This window comes from Leisingera sp. ANG-Vp (genome assembly GCF_000813725.1).
Classification (GTDB): Bacteria; Pseudomonadota; Alphaproteobacteria; order Rhodobacterales; family Rhodobacteraceae; genus Leisingera.
In genome coordinates, this window is record NZ_JWLD01000055.1 from 46,265 (window position 1) to 64,043 (window position 17,779).

General features: G+C 63.9%; 14 protein-coding genes. 6 read left to right on the forward strand and 8 right to left on the reverse strand.

The annotated features are described in order from the left end of the window. Positions 1 to 26 precede the first annotated feature (26 nt). The 7 genes from RA20_RS17800 to RA20_RS17830 form a co-directional block, all read right to left on the reverse strand. Complete coding sequence (locus RA20_RS17800; protein ID WP_039131810.1) at positions 27 to 1,418, reverse strand: UDP-N-acetylmuramoyl-tripeptide--D-alanyl-D-alanine ligase; 1,392 nt, start codon at positions 1,416 to 1,418, stop codon at positions 27 to 29. After that, the gene (locus tag RA20_RS17805; RefSeq protein WP_039131812.1) at positions 1,415 to 2,914 is read right to left on the reverse strand and encodes a UDP-N-acetylmuramoyl-L-alanyl-D-glutamate--2,6-diaminopimelate ligase; all 1,500 of its coding nucleotides are present in this window, start codon (positions 2,912 to 2,914) and stop codon (positions 1,415 to 1,417) included. Before RA20_RS17805 ends, RA20_RS17800 begins: the two co-directional genes overlap by 4 nt. 31 nt (positions 2,915 to 2,945) lie before the next feature. Then, complete coding sequence (locus RA20_RS17810; RefSeq protein WP_039131815.1) at positions 2,946 to 4,730, reverse strand: peptidoglycan D,D-transpeptidase FtsI family protein; 1,785 nt, start codon at positions 4,728 to 4,730, stop codon at positions 2,946 to 2,948. Next, positions 4,727 to 5,077 carry a cell division protein FtsL gene (gene ftsL, locus RA20_RS17815; protein ID WP_039131818.1) on the reverse strand — a complete coding sequence of 117 codons (351 nt, stop codon included), beginning with the start codon at positions 5,075 to 5,077 and terminating at the stop codon, positions 4,727 to 4,729. The genes RA20_RS17810 and ftsL overlap by 4 nt, the downstream gene beginning before the upstream one ends. Further along, entirely contained in the window at positions 5,074 to 6,066 is a 993-nt protein-coding gene (gene rsmH, locus RA20_RS17820; protein ID WP_039131820.1) for a 16S rRNA (cytosine(1402)-N(4))-methyltransferase RsmH, read from the reverse strand. The genes ftsL and rsmH overlap by 4 nt, the downstream gene beginning before the upstream one ends. A 3-nt stretch (positions 6,067 to 6,069) precedes the next feature. Then, positions 6,070 to 6,573, reverse strand: coding sequence for a division/cell wall cluster transcriptional repressor MraZ (gene mraZ, locus RA20_RS17825; RefSeq protein ID WP_082018049.1), 504 nt, complete (start codon positions 6,571 to 6,573; stop codon positions 6,070 to 6,072). 830 nt (positions 6,574 to 7,403) lie between these two features. Then, on the reverse strand, positions 7,404 to 8,468 hold the full coding sequence (locus tag RA20_RS17830) for an Mrp/NBP35 family ATP-binding protein (protein WP_039131826.1): 1,065 nt from the start codon (positions 8,466 to 8,468) through the stop codon (positions 7,404 to 7,406). Positions 8,469 to 8,824: 356 nt separating this feature from the next. Here RA20_RS17830 and RA20_RS17835 point away from each other — a divergent pair, with 356 nt between their 5' ends. The 3 genes from RA20_RS17835 (at position 8,825) to RA20_RS17845 (ending at position 10,998) form a co-directional block, all read left to right on the forward strand. Then, on the forward strand, positions 8,825 to 9,034 hold the full coding sequence (locus tag RA20_RS17835) for a DUF1127 domain-containing protein (protein ID WP_039131828.1): 210 nt from the start codon (positions 8,825 to 8,827) through the stop codon (positions 9,032 to 9,034). 311 nt (positions 9,035 to 9,345) lie between these two features. Then, positions 9,346 to 10,134, forward strand: a complete 789-nt coding sequence (locus RA20_RS17840) for a phosphodiesterase (RefSeq protein ID WP_039131830.1) — start codon at positions 9,346 to 9,348, stop codon at positions 10,132 to 10,134. Further along, complete coding sequence (locus tag RA20_RS17845) at positions 10,135 to 10,998, forward strand: hypothetical protein (RefSeq protein WP_039131833.1); 864 nt, start codon at positions 10,135 to 10,137, stop codon at positions 10,996 to 10,998. Between the two features lie 155 nt (positions 10,999 to 11,153). On the opposite strand, the gene RA20_RS17850 is transcribed toward RA20_RS17845, so the two are convergent. Next, positions 11,154 to 13,511: an ATP-dependent helicase gene (locus RA20_RS17850; RefSeq protein ID WP_039131834.1), complete on the reverse strand. Its 2,358-nt coding sequence runs from the start codon at positions 13,509 to 13,511 to the stop codon at positions 11,154 to 11,156. Positions 13,512 to 13,739: 228 nt separating this feature from the next. Between RA20_RS17850 and RA20_RS17855 the strand changes: the two genes are divergently transcribed. The 3 genes from RA20_RS17855 to RA20_RS17865 all read left to right on the forward strand — a co-directional run. Next, positions 13,740 to 15,527, forward strand: coding sequence for a sensor domain-containing diguanylate cyclase (locus RA20_RS17855; RefSeq protein ID WP_039131836.1), 1,788 nt, complete (start codon positions 13,740 to 13,742; stop codon positions 15,525 to 15,527). Positions 15,528 to 15,598: 71 nt separating this feature from the next. Beyond that, positions 15,599 to 16,744 carry an alpha-hydroxy acid oxidase gene (locus RA20_RS17860; protein WP_039131839.1) on the forward strand — a complete coding sequence of 382 codons (1,146 nt, stop codon included), beginning with the start codon at positions 15,599 to 15,601 and terminating at the stop codon, positions 16,742 to 16,744. Between the two features lie 323 nt (positions 16,745 to 17,067). Further along, positions 17,068 to 17,779 (forward strand): biotin carboxylase N-terminal domain-containing protein (locus RA20_RS17865; RefSeq protein ID WP_039131841.1); only part of this gene is annotated, 712 nt, incomplete at its 3' end.

Here is a 17,779-nt window from a genome sequence, read left to right on the forward strand (position 1 = left end):
CCCTTCCCCCGATCCTTTTGGGTTTTTTAAGAGTTGGGGCCGGAGTGGCCCATTTCGCGGATGCCGTCAACAATCTTGGCAAGCGCCATGCTGAGCGACCCCTTGGCCAGCACGATGTCGCCGCCCCGGATTTCATCAGCCAGCCCCGGCACCGCATCCGCACTGGTATCATACCAGCCGCCGCGTTTTGCCTCCGGCAGAGCATCATGCAGCGCCTGCATCAGCGGGCCGATGCAATGGATTTTGTCGATGCCCTGCACCGCCTCCAGCTGCGCCAGCCCGGCGTGCAGCTGGACCTCCTGCGGGCCTAGCTCCTTCATGTCGCCGATATAGGCAATCCGGCGCCCCGCGCCCGGCGTCGCCGCCAACACCGCCAAAGCCGCCGCCATCGAGGTCGGGTTGGCGTTGTAACTGTCGTCCAGCAGCGTGATGTCTCCGCTTCCCAGCCGGATAGCTTCGCGCACGCCGCGGCCCTTCACAGGGGACCAAAGCGCCAGGCTCTTCACCGCTTTCGCGACGTCGGCACCAAGCGCCTCGACACAGGCCAGCGCCCCAAGGGCATTCATCGCAAAATGCGCGCCAAGCGATTGAATATGCAACTCAACCTCCCGGCCTGCAGCCGTGGCATGGGCGACAGTTTCCTCGCCTTCGATCCCGGCTGAGTGCAGCTTATAGTTATCCGCGCTTTCGCCAAACCAGCGGGCATCTGCGCCCAGATCCGCGGCCACCTTGCGCAGCACATGCGACTCGGCGATATCGGCATTCAGCACCGCGGTGCCGCCGGGTTCCAGCCCTTCCATGATCGCAGCCTTCTCAGCCGCGATGCCTTCGACGTTCTCAAAGGCCTCCAGATGCACCGCGGCCACCGTCGTCACCATCGCCACATGCGGACGCGCCTGCTTAGCCAGCGGCGCGATCTCACCGGGGTGGTTCATGCCGATCTCGATTACCGCAAACTCGGTGCCGCGCGGCATCCGCGCCAGTGTCAGCGGCACGCCCCAGTGGTTGTTGTAGCTGGCCACCGCCGCATGGGTGCGGCCTTGATCCGACAGCATCCGCGCCAGCATTTCCTTGGTCGAGGTCTTGCCGACCGAGCCGGTCACTGCAACAACCTTGGCATCGGTTCGGGCGCGCGACGCCCGGCCCAGAGCCTCCAGCCCGGCCTGCACCTCATCCACAATCAGCAGCGGCGCATCGGCAGGAACGCCCTCAGGGACCCGGGAGACCAAAGCGGCACCTGCCCCCTTCTCCAACGCCTGTGCGACGAAGTCATGGCCGTCGCGGGCAGCCTTCAGCGCCACAAACATGTCGCCGGGCTCAAGGGTGCGGGTGTCGATGGACATGCCGCTAACGGCCCACTCCCCTTGTGCCTGCCCGCCAGTCGCAGCGGCAGCCTCGCTTGAAGTCCAAAGGGTCATGCCAGCCTCCCGTCCAATGCGGCCACGGCAATGCTGGCCTGCTCCACATCATCAAAGGGCAGCACGGTGTCGCCCACGGTCTGGCCGGTTTCATGGCCCTTGCCGCAGACGATCAGCGCATCGCCCGCCTGCAGCATGTCAGCCCCGCGCAGGATCGCCTCGGCCCGGTCGCCGATCTCGATGCAATCCGGGGCGCCGCCCTTGACCGCGGCGCGGATGATGGCCGGGTCCTCGCTGCGAGGGTTGTCATCGGTGACAATCACCACGTCGGCATTTTCATGCGCCGCCTGCCCCATCAGGGGCCGCTTGGTGGTGTCGCGGTCGCCGCCGGCGCCGACAATGGCAATCAGACGGCCCAGCACATGCGGACGCAGCGCCTTGATGGCGCTGGCGACCGCGTCTGGCGTATGGGCGTAGTCCACAAACACTGCCGAGCCATTGTCCCGCTCTGCTGCCAGCTGCATCCGGCCGCGCACGGTGGTGAGATGCGGCAGGGTTTCAAAGACCCGTTCCGGATCCTCGCCGCCGGCAATCACCAGCCCGCAGGCCAAGAGCACGTTTTCGGCCTGGAAGCCGCCAATAAGGTTCAGCCGCACCTGATACGGCTTGTCATGCCAGGAGAACCGCAGATCCTGACCGGTGCCATCATAGCGCAGCCCCAGAAGGCTCAGATCGCCAAGCCCCCGGCCGACGCTGATCACCTCCTGGCCGCGGGCGGCGGCCACCGCACGCATCTCTGCCCCGCGGGGATCGTTCATGTTGATAACCGCAACGCCTTCCTCCGGCAGCACCCGGCGGAACAGGCCTGCCTTGGCAGCAAAATAGGCCTCAAACGTCTCGTGGTAATCCAGGTGGTCCTGGGTGAAGTTGGTGAAACCCGCCGCGGCCAGCTGCACCCCGTCCAGACGGCGCTGGTCAAGCCCGTGCGAGGAGGCCTCCATCGCGGCATGTGTCACGCCCGCAGCGGCGGCCTCGGACAGGGCGCGGTGCAGGGTGATGGGTTCCGGCGTGGTATGGGCCAGCGGATAGGCCCAAGCGCCTTCGATGCCGGTGGTGCCCATGTTCACTGCCTGATGGCCTAGCTCCATCCAAATCTGGCGCACGAAAGTGGCGACCGAGGTCTTGCCATTGGTGCCGGTCACCGCCACCACGGTCTGCGGCTGGCCGCCGAACCAGAGCGCGGCGGCATAGGCCAGCGCCTGGCGCGGATCCTCGACCACCACCAGCGCGGCGTGGCTTTCCTCCAGAACCTTGGCGGCAATCTCGGCACCGGCTGCATCGGTCAGCACTGCCGTGGCGCCCTTCTCCAGCGCGCCGGGGATGAACTTGGCGCCATGCACCTGGCTGCCGGGAAGCGCTGCGAACAGATACCCTTCGCGCACCTCGCGGCTGTCCACCGCAATGCCGCTGATCTCTGGATCGGCGCCGCCGCGGGCAGTAAGCCCCAATTGGCTCAGTCTCAATTGGTTCTGGGGCTGGTCTGGTCTGCTGCTCATGGCGGCCCTCTGCCTGGTTCAGTTCCCTGGTTCAGTTCGAAGTGAGGGTTATACCAGTCACCTCTGCAGGTTCAACTTGCGGACGCAGACCCAGCAAGGGTGCCACGCGCCCGATCATCTCTGCCGCCACCGGGGTGGCGGTCCAGCCAGCGGTGCGGCGCTCCTCTCCGTGGGCAATGATGGAGGGTTCGTCCAGCGTCACGATCAGCACGTATTTCGGGTCATGTGCAGGGAAAATAGAGGCAAAAGTGGCAATGACCTTGTCATCGTAATAGCCGCCGCGGGGCTTGGGCTTGTCGGCGGTGCCGGTCTTGCCGCCCACCTGATACCCCTCAACCTCGGCGAATGACGCGGTGCCTTCGGAGACCACTTTGCGCAACATCCTGCGCGCAGCCTCGGCGGAGGCTTCGCTCATCACCCGTTCGCCCAGCTGCGGCACGCTCTGTTTCAGAATCGTCGGCGCCACGTAGCGGCCGCCATTGGCCACCGCGGCATAGCCCGCGGCCAGGTGCATCGGCGTGGTCGAGATGCCGTGGCCGTAAGAGATGGTCATCGCCGACAGCTCGGACCAGTTGGCGGGCAAGAGCGGTTTCCCGCCTGCGGCTTCGGAGATTTCAAATGGGGTCGGCTCCAGCATGCCGAGGGTGTCGAGGAACGACTTCTGCCGCTCCACCCCGATCTGCTGCGCCAGCCGCGCGGTGCCGATGTTGGAGGATTTGACGATAATTTTAGTGACCGACATTTCGTTGCCGTAGTGGCGGAAATCGCGGATCGCAAAGCGGCCCCAGCGCAGCGGCCCGCGGGTGTCGATCACGGTGTCAGCGTTGACCAGGCCCAGATCCATCGCCTGGGCGGCGGTGAAGATCTTGAAGGTGGAGCCGAGTTCATAGACCCCCTGCACTGCGCGGTTGAACAGCGGGCTGGCCGAGGGGTCAAAGCCGGAGGTCGGCGGGCGCGGACGGTCGTTGGGGTCGAAATCCGGGAAGGAGACCACCGAGATCACCTCGCCCGTATGGGCATCCATCAGGATCGAGGTGGCGCCCTTGGCGTTCATCAGCTTCATGCCGCCATAAAGCACCTGCTCGGCCGCGGCCTGCACGGTGAGGTCGAGCGACAGCTGCAGCGGTTTGCCGGCATTGCCGGGATCGCGCAGATAATCGTCAAACTGGCGCTCGACACCGGCCACGCCGATGACTTCGGCGGCGTTCACGCCCTCCTTGCCGAAACCGGCGCCGCCCAGCACATGGGCCGCGAGGCTGCCGTTTGGATATAGCCGCATTTCGCGTGGTCCGAACAGCAGGCCGGGATCGCCGATGTCATGCACAGCCTGGAGCTGCTCGGGGCTGATTTTCTTCTTCACCCACAGGAACTTGCGCTTTCCGGTGAAGTCCTTGGTGAGCTGCTCTAGATCCAGGTCCGGGAAGATTTCCACCAGCTTTTGCGCGGCGCCGACCGGATCGATCATCTGCGGCGGCTGGGCATAAAGGGAATGGGTCTCGAAGTTGGTGGCCAGCAGGCGGCCGTTGCGGTCGACGATGTCGGCCCGCTGCGCGGCGATGGCGCTGCCGGGCACGCTGGCAACGGGCTCAGCGGGCTCGGAAACCGCGGTCATGCCCATGCGGGTGGCGATGGTGCCAAAGGCAAAGAGGAAGAACAGGCCCAGCACCAGAAGGCGCCCTTCGGAGCGCTGGCGGGCCTGCACCTGCATCTCCTGATGGCGCAGGGAAATGTTGTCCTGCTCGATCTGATCCGGGTTCCCGCCGGTTGCGCGGGCGTGCAGGATCCGGGCCAGCGGGCGCAGCGGGGTGCGGATCATGGGTAGTCCTCCGCATTGAGGCCCGAGACTTCAACGCCATTGGTGATCTCCAGCTCCGGCGGCGCCGGATAGGAGACCTCATCGACGCGGCCGAACTGATCCGGGCGCAGCGGCAACAGGCCGAGGCTTTCGAAGTTGATCTCTGCCAGCTCGCGCAGGCGCTGCGGGCGGTTCAGGTAAGCCCATTCGGCGCGCAGCACGCCGAGGCGCACCTGCGCAGCGCCGATTTCACGCTGCAGCTGACGGGTTTCCTTCAGCACCTGCTGGGTGGCGTAGTTTTCGCGGTAGGCCCAGAAGGCCAGGCCAAAGACGGCAAGACAGGTTGCGATGTAAAGCAGCGTCTTCATTTGCGCGCCTCTTTCAGCTGCGGCATTCCAAGCTCCTTGGCCGAGATCGGCCCCGGCGCGGCATCGGTGCGGCGCCCGACCCTCAGGCGCGCGGAACGGGCGCGCGGGTTTTCGGCCAGCTCCTGGTCGTCCGGGCCAACGGCCTTGCGGGTAACCAGCTCGAACTGCGAGGGGGTCTCTTCCTGTTCCGGCGCATAGCGGTTGGCGCGGCCGGTTTTGCCTGCGCGGTGCTGGAAGAAGCGTTTGACCATGCGGTCCTCGACCGAGTGGAAGGTGACAACCGCCAAGAGCCCGCCGGGCTTCAGCGCACGCTCGGCAGCCAGCAGCCCCTCGAACAGCTCGTCGTATTCGGCGTTCACCGCGATGCGCAGTCCCTGGAAGCTGCGGGTCGCGGGGTGCGACTGGCCGGGCTTGGGGCGCGGCAGGCAGCTCTCGATGATGCCCGCAAGGCGCAGGGTGGTGGTGATCGGCTCGATTGCCCGTTCTTTCACAATGGCTTTGGCAATGCGGCGGCTTGCGCGTTCCTCGCCGTAGTGGAACAGGATGTCGGCGATCTGCGCCTCGGTCAGCTCGGCGATCAGATCGGCGGCGGAAGGCCCGGACTGGGACATGCGCATGTCCAGCGGGCCGTCCTTCATGAAGGAGAAGCCGCGTTCGGCCAGGTCCAGCTGCATGGAGGAGACACCAAGGTCCAGCACCACGCCGTCCAAGCCTTGCGCATATTCATCCATGCGGGAGAAGACACCGGGCTGCAGGATCAGGCGGTCGCCGTAGTCCCCTGCCCAGGGCTTGGCGAGTTCAAAGGCCAGCGGGTCGCGGTCGACGCCGGTGACCTGCTCGGCACCCGCTTCCAGCAGGCCGCGGGTGTAGCCCCCTGCCCCGAAGGTGCCATCCAGCCAGCGGCCCGAAACGGGGGCCACGGCTGCAAGCAGCGGGCGGAGAAGAACCGGGATGTGGGGACCATTGGCAGCTGTTTGGTCCTGGGTCATTGTTTAAGCGCCCCCAGCGCCGTCTAGGAATTCCATCGGATCGAAGTCCTCGGGCAGGTCTTCCATCCATTCTTCGGCCTTGGCCAGCTCTTCTTCCTCGTAGGTCTCGGGCTTCCAGATCTGGAAGGTGTCGCCCGCGGCGATGAAGAAGGCCTCGGCGTCCAGCTCGATTTTCTGGCGCAGCTTGGCGGGAAGAACCAGGCGGCCGGTCTCGTCGACATTGGTCGGGAAGGACTGGCCGTGGAACATCCGCTGCAGCATCTTGCGCTGCATCGAGCCGCGCGGGAGCTGGTCGATCTTGGCGTCGACCTCCTCGATCGCCTCGATAGTATAGCATTCCAGGAAGTTGCGGCGCTTGTCGCCGTAGACGATCACCAGTTCCGGGTTCTGGCCCGGCTGCCAGTTGGGATCGGCAGCCTCGAGCACACGGCGAAAGGAGGCCGGAATCGAGACCCGCCCCTTTGTGTCCACCTTATGGTGGCTTTCGCCTCTGAACCTGCGGCCCAAGTTACCGTCCTTTTCGCGTGTCCCTCGCGTTAATCCGTCCCCCAGAATGAAAAGGGGCGGGTTGATCTGCTGCCACTGATCAACCCGCCGCCTTGGCCCGCTTTGCGGGATGTCCGACTGCGCGCGCCACCTGGGGGGATGTCTGCTCGCCCGCGCGCCGGATCTCTTTGTTCGATGAAAGCGAAGGCCTGTATGAAACCTGCTCTTTTAGTTTGGCTTTGGGGTCGTTTGGCGCCCCGTCCCTCGTCTCATTCGATGTAGTAGGGATACTATGGGAATTGATGGTCCTGCAACTGTTTTCTGCGGGAACCCGCCGAATCCTTGACAGAGATTCCAAGGATTCGAGAGGGATTCGGGGCAAAATCAGGGCAAAAATCCGGACTTGTTGTGATCACCTTCAGCCCAAACACTAGATATAGAGGCGAGTTGCACCTGCAATTTTTTTCCCATAGTTTCCCGCGATTCCGCCGAAAGACTCACCAAACCGGCCCAAGTTCCCCTTACGTTCACATGGTGAACTAAAGCCCCCCTTTGGAAATACCCGCTAAAACCGTTTCAACACCCGGCGATTCGCAACTTCAAGAGGTGGGGTGCGGGAATTGGGCCATAATTTCCCATGGCACCCATGAATTCCCAGCCGTCCCGTGAATTCCCAGGCCTCCCATGCAATCCCGGATATCCCATAAGGTCCCGCGCCAGGCCGCGGGTCCCATCCGGTCCCAAAACAAGCCGCCCTTCCCATCGGCGCCCATCCGCAGAGCCCCGGAACAGAAAAAGCCCGCCAAAGCGGCGGGCCTTCACACATATTATATAGGGGGTGCCGGGAGACGTCAGGCCATGCCGCCCTTAACCAATCCCTCGGCGATGCGGGCATAAGCCTGCGCCATGGCGCCCTCGCCCGCTGCAACGGGTGTGCCGCTGTCGCCGGCCAGCCGGGTCTCCAGATCAATCGGCAAGGCGCCCAGGAGCGGCAGGCCCAGCGTTTCAGCCTCAGCCGCAACGCCGCCATGGCCGAAGATGTGATGCTCGCCGCCGCAATCTGGACAGGTGAAGAAGGACATGTTTTCGATCAGCCCCAGCACCGGGGTTTTCAGGGTGTTGAACATATCCAGCGCCTTGCGCGCATCCAAGAGCGCCACATCCTGCGGGGTAGAGACCACGATGGCGCCGGAAAGCTCGGCCTTGGTGCACAGCGTCAGCTGCACATCGCCGGTGCCGGGCGGCAGATCGACAAGCAGCACATCCAGCTCGCCCCAGTTCACCTGCCCCAGCATTTGCTGCAGCGCGCCCATCAGCATCGGGCCGCGCCAGACCACAGCCTTGGCGTCATCGACCATGAAGCCGATCGACATCAGGGTGACACCATGAGCGTGCAGCGGCTCGATGATTTTGCCATCCGGGCTGGCCGGGCGGCCCTTGGCGCCCATCATGCGGGGCTGGGAGGGGCCGTAGATATCAGCGTCCAGCAAGCCGACCTTGCGGCCCTGTTTCGCCAGCGCCACCGCCAGGTTGGAAGAAATGGTGGACTTCCCCACCCCGCCCTTGCCCGAGCCGATGGCCAGGATGCGCTTGACGCCGGACGGTTTCAGCGGTTCGGCCTGAGGTTTCGGGTGCCCGCCGACCTTGAGGCTGGGCGCAGGCTGCTGCGGGGCATGGGCAGTGAGCGCGGCGGAGACGGTTTCAACGCCGTCCAGCGACAGGACTGCCGCTTCGGCGGCCTTGCGCAGGGGCTCCATCAGCTTGGCGATCTCGGGGCTGGGCGCTTCGATCACAAAGCTTACTTTGCCGCCTTCGATGCGCAGCGCCCGCAGCATGTCGCGCGACACCAGGGTGCCGCCATCCGGCAGGGCCAGCCGCTCCAGTGCCGCGTGTATCTGTTCCTTGGTGGCCGCCATGACTGCTCTCCTGCGTGTTGTCCGGCACATATATATGCAGGGGTTTCCCGCCTTGGAACCCGCCTTGCCGGATTGCCGCAGGCGCCGGGGAGGAACAAGGGGATGCGCAGCCGCAAGCAACCGTCCGCGCAGCCATGCGCTGCGCGCGGCTGGTGCCGGAAAATTATGCATATGTGTAAAGGGGTGCGGAAAATATTGTCATTTTCCAGTTACATACAAGATCACCACCCATGCAAATGCTGCATAGCAGCAATGACGAAGCACGGGATTGCACCCGGCGGCGGGATGCCTAGATTACGCCTCAAGCAAGCGCTGATGCAGCGCAGGACGAGACGGTTAGACGAAGGAACGGACCCATGGCAGCAGTACAGCAAATCTCCGCGGTGAACGTGGCATCCCCGGTTGGCTTCCTGGATGCGCTGCTGGTCAAGTTTGTCCGCTACCGCCTGTACCGCCAGACCGTCAACGAGCTGTCGGCGCTGTCGCGCCGCGAGCTGGCGGACCTGGGCCTGAACCGCTCGGAAATCAAGCGCGTCGCCTATCAGGCGGCTTACGAAAACAACTGATAGAGATCAGGCTCTTTCTCCTCCTCCCTTGAAGAGCCTGTCTTACGCGGCAGCATCCTCCTCCTCCCTGATGCTGCCGCACCCTATACCGGCCAAAAGCCGGGCTTGGATCACCGGGATCTCCTCCTCCCTGAATTCCGGTGTTTGACAGAACGGCGGCGCCCCTCCTCCTCCCTGGGCGCCGCCGTTTTTGTTTGCGCGGACAAAAATTGTCGCGCTCTTGCAACTTTGATGGCGGTTTCCTGTTATCAGCCGCTGGCGCTTGCTGGTTTTATCGTGCGGACGGACAGCAGGCTTTGCAGGATAGTGCCATGAAGTTCATCCATCTCACCGATATCCACCTGACGCGCTCCGGCGCGACGCTCAACGGCGGCGATCCGGCAGCAAACCTGTCGCGGGTGCTGGCGGACATTGCCGAATGGCACAGCGATGCCGCGTTCTGCGTGATCTCCGGCGATCTGGCCGATGAAGGCGATCCGGAGGCCTATGGCTGGCTGCAGGAGCAGCTGCAGGCGTTTCCGCTGCCGGTGTTCCTGATGCTGGGCAATCACGACGTGCGGGAGACGTTCCTGCAGGTGTTCCCGGACCATCCGCGCGACGCAAACGGGTTTGTTCAGTACAGCCGCACGGCAGACGGCGCCAAGTTTGTGTTCCTGGACACGCTGACAGGCGGCCCCGGCGTGCATGACGGCGAGCTCTGTGCCACGCGCCTGGCCTGGCTGGAAGAGGAGCTGGAACAGGCAGGCGATGCGCCAGTGTTCCTGTTTATGCACCATCCGCCTTTCGACATCGGCCTGCCCTATGTGGACGATATCAAGCTGCGCGGCCCTGATGCATTTCATGCGGCCCTGCAGAAAGGCCGGAACATCCGCCACATCTTCTACGGCCACATTCACCGGATCACCTATGTGAACTGGCGCGGCTATCCGTTCACGTCGCTGCCCAGCACCAACCACCAGATCCCGCTGGTGCCGGAACGGGTTGGCACGGATTACAGCGTCGAGCCCCTGGCCTACAGCGTGGTGCAGGTGAACGAGGACCAGGTCACGGTGCATTTCGACGCCTATCTGGACCGCCCGGGCCAAGCGGCAGGCGGCTGAGTGGAGCTGCTTTGGATCCTGCTGGTTCTGCTGTCAGCGGTCTCGCACCCGCTGCGCGACCTGACGCTGAAGGGGGTGGCGCATCCGGTGTCCTGCTACACCGGGGTGTGCCTCAGCTGGGTGGTGTTTGCGGCTGTGCATATGAAGCTGGCCGGGCAAAGCCCTGCCCTGCCGGCCGGGATCTGGCCGCTGGTTCTGGCTTCGGCTCTGGGGCTGACCGTTTACTACTACGGCACGCTGTCGGCGCTGCGGCGCGGGAATCTATCGGCCTACTATCCGATCGTGCGCTCTTCACCTCTTGCGATTGCGGGGTTCAGCTGGCTGGCGCTGGATCAGAGCTATTCCGGCTTGGCCCTGCTGGGGATGGGGCTGATTATCTGGGCCGGGCTGATGATCCAGAAGAGGAACGGCCGGCTGTTGGATGATCCGCGCGCCTTTGCCATGGCGGCAATGGCTATGCTGGGCTCCGCCGCCTATTCGATTTCCGATGCGGCGGCGATGCAGACCGCGGCCAGCGCGCCGTTTCTGTTCTGGACCTACATTCTGGTGACGCTGGCAATGGGGTCCTTGCGCGCCTGGGAGGACCGGGGACAATCGGCGCCATTGCTGGGTGTGGTCCGCGGCTGGGCCCAGAACCCCTGGCGCATTCTGTTTGCGGGGTTCTCGTCTTATCTGTCCTACCTCTTGATCCTGCGGGTGTTCCAGCTGGGCGCGGAAGCGGCAGCAGTCAGCGCTGTGCGCCAGGTGTCGATCCCGGTGTCTGTGATCCTGGCTGCCGTGGTGTTGAAGGAACCGCGCGGTCTCAGCCGCCTGGGCTGGGCGGCGCTGATTGCCGCGGGCATTGCAATGATCGCGCTGCGCTAGAACACCGCCAATCACACCCTCATCAAGTCAAGCAAACCTCAGAGGAAGGGGGTGGCGCGGGCGCCGCGGGCAGCTTTGCTGCCCGCGGCGCCCGCGCCCGGATCGGATCGCACAGCGATCCGATCCGCCGGCCTTGCCGGCGTTAACAGTTGCAGTCAGAACGGCACGTCGTCTGTGGCGGAGACAAAACGGGCCACAACCTTCTTGGGCCCTGCCTTTTCAAAGTCGACTTCCAGCTTGTCTCCCTCGATGCCGGTAATGGCGCCATAGCCGAATTTCTGGTGGAACACCCGCTCGCCCAGGGTGAAGCTGGAAGTGGCGGTGAGGTCTATCACCGTGTTTTTACTCTCCTTGGGCTGAGACAGCCCGTATTGCCCCGCACGCGCCTGCATCCGCTTCCAGCCAGGGGAGTTGTAGCCATCCGCCTGCGCCACGCGCTCGTCGATGGTGGAGCGGACCTGTGCGCCGCCCGGTGAGGCCGCTCCGTAGCCGCCGCCGTAGAGGCCGGGCGGGGTCAGAACCTCAACATGCTCATCGGGCAGCTCGTCGATGAAACGGGAGGGCAGCTGCGACTGCCACTGGCCGAACACCCGCCGATTGCCGGCAAAGGAGATGGTGCAGATCTGCTCGGCGCGTGTGATGCCGACATAGGCGAGCCGGCGTTCCTCTTCCAAGCCCTTCTGGCCGGTTTCGTCCATCGAGCGCTGCGAGGGGAACAGCCCATCCTCCCAGCCCGGCAGGAAAACCGCCGGGAACTCCAGGCCCTTGGCGGCGTGCAGGGTCATGATCGAGACCTTCTCGTCCGCATCCTGCTTGTCGTTGTCCATCACCAGGCTGACGTGTTCGAGGAAGCCCTGCAGGTTCTCGAACGTCTCCAGCGCCTTCACCAGTTCTTTGAGGTTCTCCAGGCGGCCGGGCGAATCCGGGTTCTTGTCGTTCTGCCACATGGCGGTGTAGCCGCTCTCATCCAAGATGATTTCGGCCAGCTCCATATGGGTGATGTCGGCGTCGCCCGCCATATGGCCCCAGCGGGCAATGCCCTCGACCAGCTGGCGCAGGGCACCGCCGCCCTTGCCCTTGATCTGGCCGCTTTCCACCGCCAGCCGGGCGCCTTCAACCAGCGAGACGCCGTTTTCGCGGGCGATGCCCTGAATGGCCTGCTGCGCCTTGTCGCCAAGGCCGCGCTTGGGGGTGTTGACGATGCGCTCAAACGCCAAGTCGTCATCGGGCGAGACCACAACCCGGAAATAGGCCATGGCATCGCGGATCTCCATCCGCTCGTAGAAACGCGGGCCGCCGATCACCCGGTACGGCAGGCCGATGGTCAGGAAACGATCCTCGAACGCGCGCATCTGGTGCGAAGCACGCACCAGAATGGCCATGCTGTTGAGGCCTATGGGCGCCTGGCCGCGGGTGCCGCGCTGCATCGCCTCGATCTCTTCCCCGATCCAGCGGGCCTCTTCCTCGCCGTCCCAATGGCCGATCAGACGGACCTTCTCGCCGTCGCCGGCATCGGTCCACAGCTCCTTGCCCAGACGGCCGGCATTGCCGCGGATCACATTGGACGCAGCCGCCAGGATATGGCCGGTGGAGCGGTAGTTCTGCTCCAGCCGCACCACCATGGCGCCGGGAAAATCCTTTTCAAACCGCAGGATGTTGCCAACCTCGGCACCGCGCCAGCCATAGATCGACTGGTCGTCGTCGCCAACGCAGCAGACGTTTTTGTGGGCGCCGGCCAGCAGCCGCAGCCACAGGTACTGGGCAACGTTGGTATCCTGGTATTCGTCCACCATGATGTAGCGGAACCAGCGCTGGTACTGTTCCAGCACATCCGGGTGGTTCTGGAAGATCGTCACCATGTGCAAGAGCAGGTCGCCGAAATCCACCGCGTTCAATTCCCGCAGGCGGGTCTGGTACTGCGCGTAGAACTCAGTGCCGCGGTTGTTGTAGGCGCCGGCGTCGCCCGCGGGCACCTTTTCGGGCGTCAGTGCCCGGTTTTTCCAGTCGTCGATGATGTTTGCCAGCATCCGGGCCGGCCAGCGCTTGTCATCGATGCCCGCGGCCTGGATCAGCTGTTTCAGCAAGCGGATCTGGTCATCGGTATCCAGAATGGTGAAGTTCGATTTCAGCCCCGCCAGCTCCGCATGGCGGCGCAGCAGCTTGACGCAGATCGAGTGGAAGGTGCCGAGCCAGGGCATGCCTTCGACCGCCTGGCCCAGCATGCCGCCAACCCGCTCCTTCATCTCGCGCGCGGCCTTGTTGGTGAAGGTGACCGACAGGATCTCATTCGGCCGCGCCCTGCCGGTGCTGAGGAGATGCACGATGCGGGTGGTCAGCGCCTTGGTCTTGCCGGTGCCGGCGCCCGCCAGCATCAGAACGGGTCCATCGAGGCATTCCACCGCCTCGCGCTGCGCCGGGTTCAGCGAATCCAGATAGGGCATCGGCCGCGCCGCCATGGCGCGGGACGACAGCGATGCGCCCTCAAAGGCGTCCATTTCGTCAAAACTGCTCATGACCGTGATCCTAGCGTGATTCAGGTCCGGCGGAAAGGGGACGTTCACAGTCTGTTCCCGACTTGGCAACCGGCCAGCATCTGCAAGAGCTTACGGAAAGCAGACGGCAGAAACTGGTCGCATCCTCTGCAGAGACCCGCAGCCGGTTAACGGTATCGCAAGCCCCGTCAGGCACAATCGAAAGGCTGCACCAATTCAGCAGCATTCAATCTCGCGGGCACCTAACGCATGAAAAGTAATTTCAGATCCAGCCTGGCTGAAAAAATTCGCAGCATGTCGCTGATCTTTGTTCTGGTCGCAGCTGCGGCCGCATCTGCCTGGGCTGTGTTTGCAGTTCCGGAACCGATTGTGGACCGGATGCTGGAAGATGACATCCGCAAGCAGGCCAAGCATTGGCAGCGCCGGGTTGTGCTGCACATGGCCAGCGTTGAGGACGCATTTGAGAACGGCACCATCAACCCGCATGACGCCCACATGCTGACCCTGCTGCCGGAAGAGACAGATGTATTCCGTTACCGGCTGCTGACCAGCGGCGGCGAGATTTTCTGGTCGTCGCGCAGCGAGGAAATCGGTGAATATGAAGCCAATGCCTTTTTCACGACACATGTTTCGCGTGGTGAAGTCTATTACATGCATGAAACGCTGCCCGCCTATGAGGTGGACGGATTTCCGCTGCATGACAACGGCTATGACAGCAGCATCACGCGGGAAGTTGCGCAGGTCTATGTGCCGCTGATGCACAATGGTCATTTTGACGGCGCAATCGATTTTTACACGGACATCACCGAGCTGCGGGACACGTTCATCCGCCGGGCGCAGCTGTCGCTGACCGTTATGACCTCGATCGCGCTGCTGGCGATGACGATTGCGGTCTATGTGGTGTTCAAGACCAACCGGCTCAACCTGAACCAGCTGCGCGCCCGCAACGAGCATGAGCGCCAGATCCTGGACGAACAGCTGCGGCTGGCGCGGGAGGTGCAGCTGCTGGGGGAGCTGAACGAATGGCTGCAGTCCAGCCGGTCGCTGGATGAGCTGTTCGAGATGGTTGCCAGGTTCATGACCCACATTCTGCCCACTGCCGAGGGCAGCGTCTATGTCTATTCCAACTCCCGCGATGTGCTGGACGGCTGTTCGAGCTGGAACGGCGGCAGCCACAGGGAGCATATCCACCCCGAAGAATGCTGGGGCCTGCGCCGCGGCCGCACCTACGAATTCGGCTCTGCAGAAATCCAGTTTGTCTGCGAGCATGCCGAGCCGCATGACGGGCGCAGCTATTACTGCTTTCCGATTCTGGCCCATGGCGAAACCGTGGGGCTGATGCATCTGCGGGCAATCAAGGAAAACTGCCCGGAATTCACTGCCAGCAAGAAGCTCGCCCAGATGTGCGCCGAGCAGATCTCGATGGCGATTGCCAATGTCCGCATGCGCGATCAGCTGCATGACCAGTCGGTACGCGATCCTCTGACCGGGCTGTTCAACCGCCGCCACATGACGGAATCCCTGCGCAAGTGCATCAACGCCAGCCAGGACAAGGGCCTCAGGCTGAGCGTCATTTCCATCGATGTGGATCACTTCAAGAAATTCAACGACAACCATGGCCATGACGCCGGCGACATGGTGCTGCGCGCGGTCGGCTCGGTACTGGAGCAGGCCTGTGACGGAGACGAGGTTGCCTGCCGCCCCGGCGGCGAGGAATTCACCCTGATCGTGCCCGGCGCCAGCCAGGAGGACGTGATGACCAAGGCGGAACTGGTGCGCCAGGCGGTCGAAGACGTGGTTGTGCGCTATGGGGAAAAGGCCCTGCCGCGGATCACTGTCTCGCTGGGCGTGGCACATTATCCGGCACACGGCACGATGCCGCAGGATCTGCTGCGCGCCTCGGATGAAGCGCTGTATGACGCCAAGGCCAAAGGGCGCAACCAGGTCTGTGTCGCCGACGGTGCCGATCCGGCGCCGCGCAACCCGGCCGCGCTGCCCGAGATGCAAGGGCCGCCTGACCGGCGCGCCGCCGGGTAAGGGGGAACACATGAGCTGCCGGCCTTGCTCAAGGGCTGGACATTTGCAACCTGCCCCGCCCAAATGCGCGGATGGATCTGCATCAGCGCTACCCCGGCCTTGACGATTTGAAACGCCGCGCCAAAGCGCGGCTGCCGCGGTTTGTCTGGGACTACCTGGACAGCGGCACCGGCGCCGAAGCGGCGCGCGCGCGCAACCGCTCGGGCCTGGACCGGATAGGCCTGCTGCCCTCAGTTCTGCATGGCGAGATGACGCCGGAGCTGGCCTGCGATTTCCTGGGAACCAGCCACGCTCTGCCCTTTGGCATTGCACCCGTGGGCATGTCAGGGCTGATCTGGCCAGATGCAGAGGGCATTCTGGCCCGCAGCGCCGCAGCCGCGGGCATTCCCTTTTGCCTGTCCACCGTTGCCAGCCAGTCGCCCGAAGACCTGGCGCCGCATCTGGGAAAGAATGCCTGGTTCCAGCTCTACCCCCCCAAGGATGAGGCGATGCGCGCCGATCTGCTGGTCCGGGCGCGTGATGCCGGGTTCAAAACCCTGGTGCTGACAGTAGATGTTCCCGCCGCCTCGCGCCGGGAACGGCAGACACGGTCCGGGCTCACCCAGCCGCCGCGGCTCACCCCGCGTCTCCTGGCACAGATTGCCAGGCGCCCAGCCTGGGCCTTGGGCATGGCGCGCGCAGGCATGCCGCGGATGCGCACGCTGGACAAGTATATCTCAGCCCCGCAGGCCAACCTGCCGCCCACCGCACATATCGGCTATCTGCTGCGTACCTCGCCGGACTGGGGTTATGTCGACTGGCTGCGCCAAAACTGGGAAGGCGCCTTTGTCGTCAAGGGCGTGCTGCGCCCGGCAGATGCGCGGCGGCTTCAGGAGGCCGGCGCCGACGCTCTCTGGGTGTCCAACCATGGCGGCCGCCAGTTCGACGGCTGTCCCGCCGCTATTGATCTGCTGCCAGACATCCGCAGCTCTGTTGATATCCCGCTGATTTTCGACAGCGGCATCGAGGGCGGCCTGGACATCCTGCGGGCGCTGGCGCTGGGGGCGGACTTCATCATGCTGGGACGCGCCTTTCACTATGCTTTGGCGGCTTTGGGCGCAGCCGGCCCCGCGCATCTTTGCGATATGCTGGCCAAGGACATGCAGGCCAATATGAGCCAGCTCGGCCTGACCGGGCTGAAGGCAGTCCGGAGTCTGCAGCCGCAAAATCTGGGCTGAATGCGCACATCGGCAGCGCATTTCGTACGATATACGCCAAATTGCGCCAAAATGACGCATCTTCGGCGCAAAATTCTCTCTGCAGTGCAGCAAAAATGGTTACAAAATTATGCTGCATGTGCAAAATTCCGGCAGATTCTGCATCTTTAGCAGAATGCACTGGAACGCCCGTCCGGCGGCCGGAACGGGCAAAACGCGGATCAGGAATGGAAAAACAGGCCGCATGAGAGCGCAATCATGCCGGAAATACCCAGAACTACGTCTATACGTACCGCTATTATCCGCCTAACACTGCACCAACTTGCACGGACCCCGAGGGTGAAATGACCGACTTCAAGAAAATCCTGATTGCCAACCGTGGCGAGATCGCGATCCGCGTGATGCGCGCAGCCAACGAGATGGGCAAGCGCACCGTCGCCGTCTATGCCGAGGAAGACAAGCTCGGCCTGCACCGTTTCAAGGCGGACGAAGCCTACCGGATCGGCGAAGGCATGGGGCCGGTTGCGGCCTATCTGTCGATCGACGAGATCATCCGCGTGGCCAAGGAAAGCGGCGCCGATGCGATCCACCCGGGCTACGGCCTCTTGTCGGAGAACCCGGAGTTTGTGGATGCCTGCGCGCGGAACGGCATCACCTTCATCGGCCCCAAGGCAGAGACCATGCGGGCGCTTGGCGACAAGGCCTCGGCGCGGAAAGTGGCGATTGCCGCGGGCGTGCCGGTTATCCCGGCGACCGAGGTGCTGGGCGACGACATGGACGCGATCCGCAAGGAAGCCAAGGAAATCGGCTATCCCTTGATGCTGAAAGCCTCCTGGGGCGGCGGCGGCCGCGGCATGCGCCCGATCCTGGGCGAAGCGGAGCTGGAAGAGAAGGTGCTTGAGGGGCGCCGCGAAGCGGAAGCCGCCTTTGGCAACGGCGAGGGCTATCTGGAAAAGATGATCACCCGCGCCCGCCACGTCGAGGTGCAGATCCTCGGCGACAAGCATGGTGAGATCTATCACCTGTGGGAGCGCGACTGCTCGGGGCAGCGCCGCA

Bases quoted from the DNA above. Each gene is read 5' to 3' on its own strand.
- RA20_RS17800 (WP_039131810.1), bottom strand. From the start codon at position 1,418: ATGACCCTTTGGACTTCAAGCGAGGCTGCCGCTGCGACTGGCGGGCAG.
- RA20_RS17810 (WP_039131815.1), bottom strand. From the start codon at position 4,730: ATGATCCGCACCCCGCTGCGCCCGCTGGCCCGGATCCTGCACGCCCGC.
- rsmH (WP_039131820.1), bottom strand. From the start codon at position 6,066: ATGACCCAGGACCAAACAGCTGCCAATGGTCCCCACATCCCGGTTCTT.
- ftsL (WP_039131818.1), bottom strand. From the start codon at position 5,077: ATGAAGACGCTGCTTTACATCGCAACCTGTCTTGCCGTCTTTGGCCTG.
- RA20_RS17850 (WP_039131834.1), bottom strand. From the start codon at position 13,511: ATGAGCAGTTTTGACGAAATGGACGCCTTTGAGGGCGCATCGCTGTCG.
- RA20_RS17860 (WP_039131839.1), top strand. From the start codon at position 15,599: ATGGATCTGCATCAGCGCTACCCCGGCCTTGACGATTTGAAACGCCGC.
- RA20_RS17835 (WP_039131828.1), top strand. From the start codon at position 8,825: ATGGCAGCAGTACAGCAAATCTCCGCGGTGAACGTGGCATCCCCGGTT.
- RA20_RS17830 (WP_039131826.1), bottom strand. From the start codon at position 8,468: ATGGCGGCCACCAAGGAACAGATACACGCGGCACTGGAGCGGCTGGCC.
- RA20_RS17840 (WP_039131830.1), top strand. From the start codon at position 9,346: ATGAAGTTCATCCATCTCACCGATATCCACCTGACGCGCTCCGGCGCG.
- RA20_RS17855 (WP_039131836.1), top strand. From the start codon at position 13,740: ATGAAAAGTAATTTCAGATCCAGCCTGGCTGAAAAAATTCGCAGCATG.
- RA20_RS17805 (WP_039131812.1), bottom strand. From the start codon at position 2,914: ATGAGCAGCAGACCAGACCAGCCCCAGAACCAATTGAGACTGAGCCAA.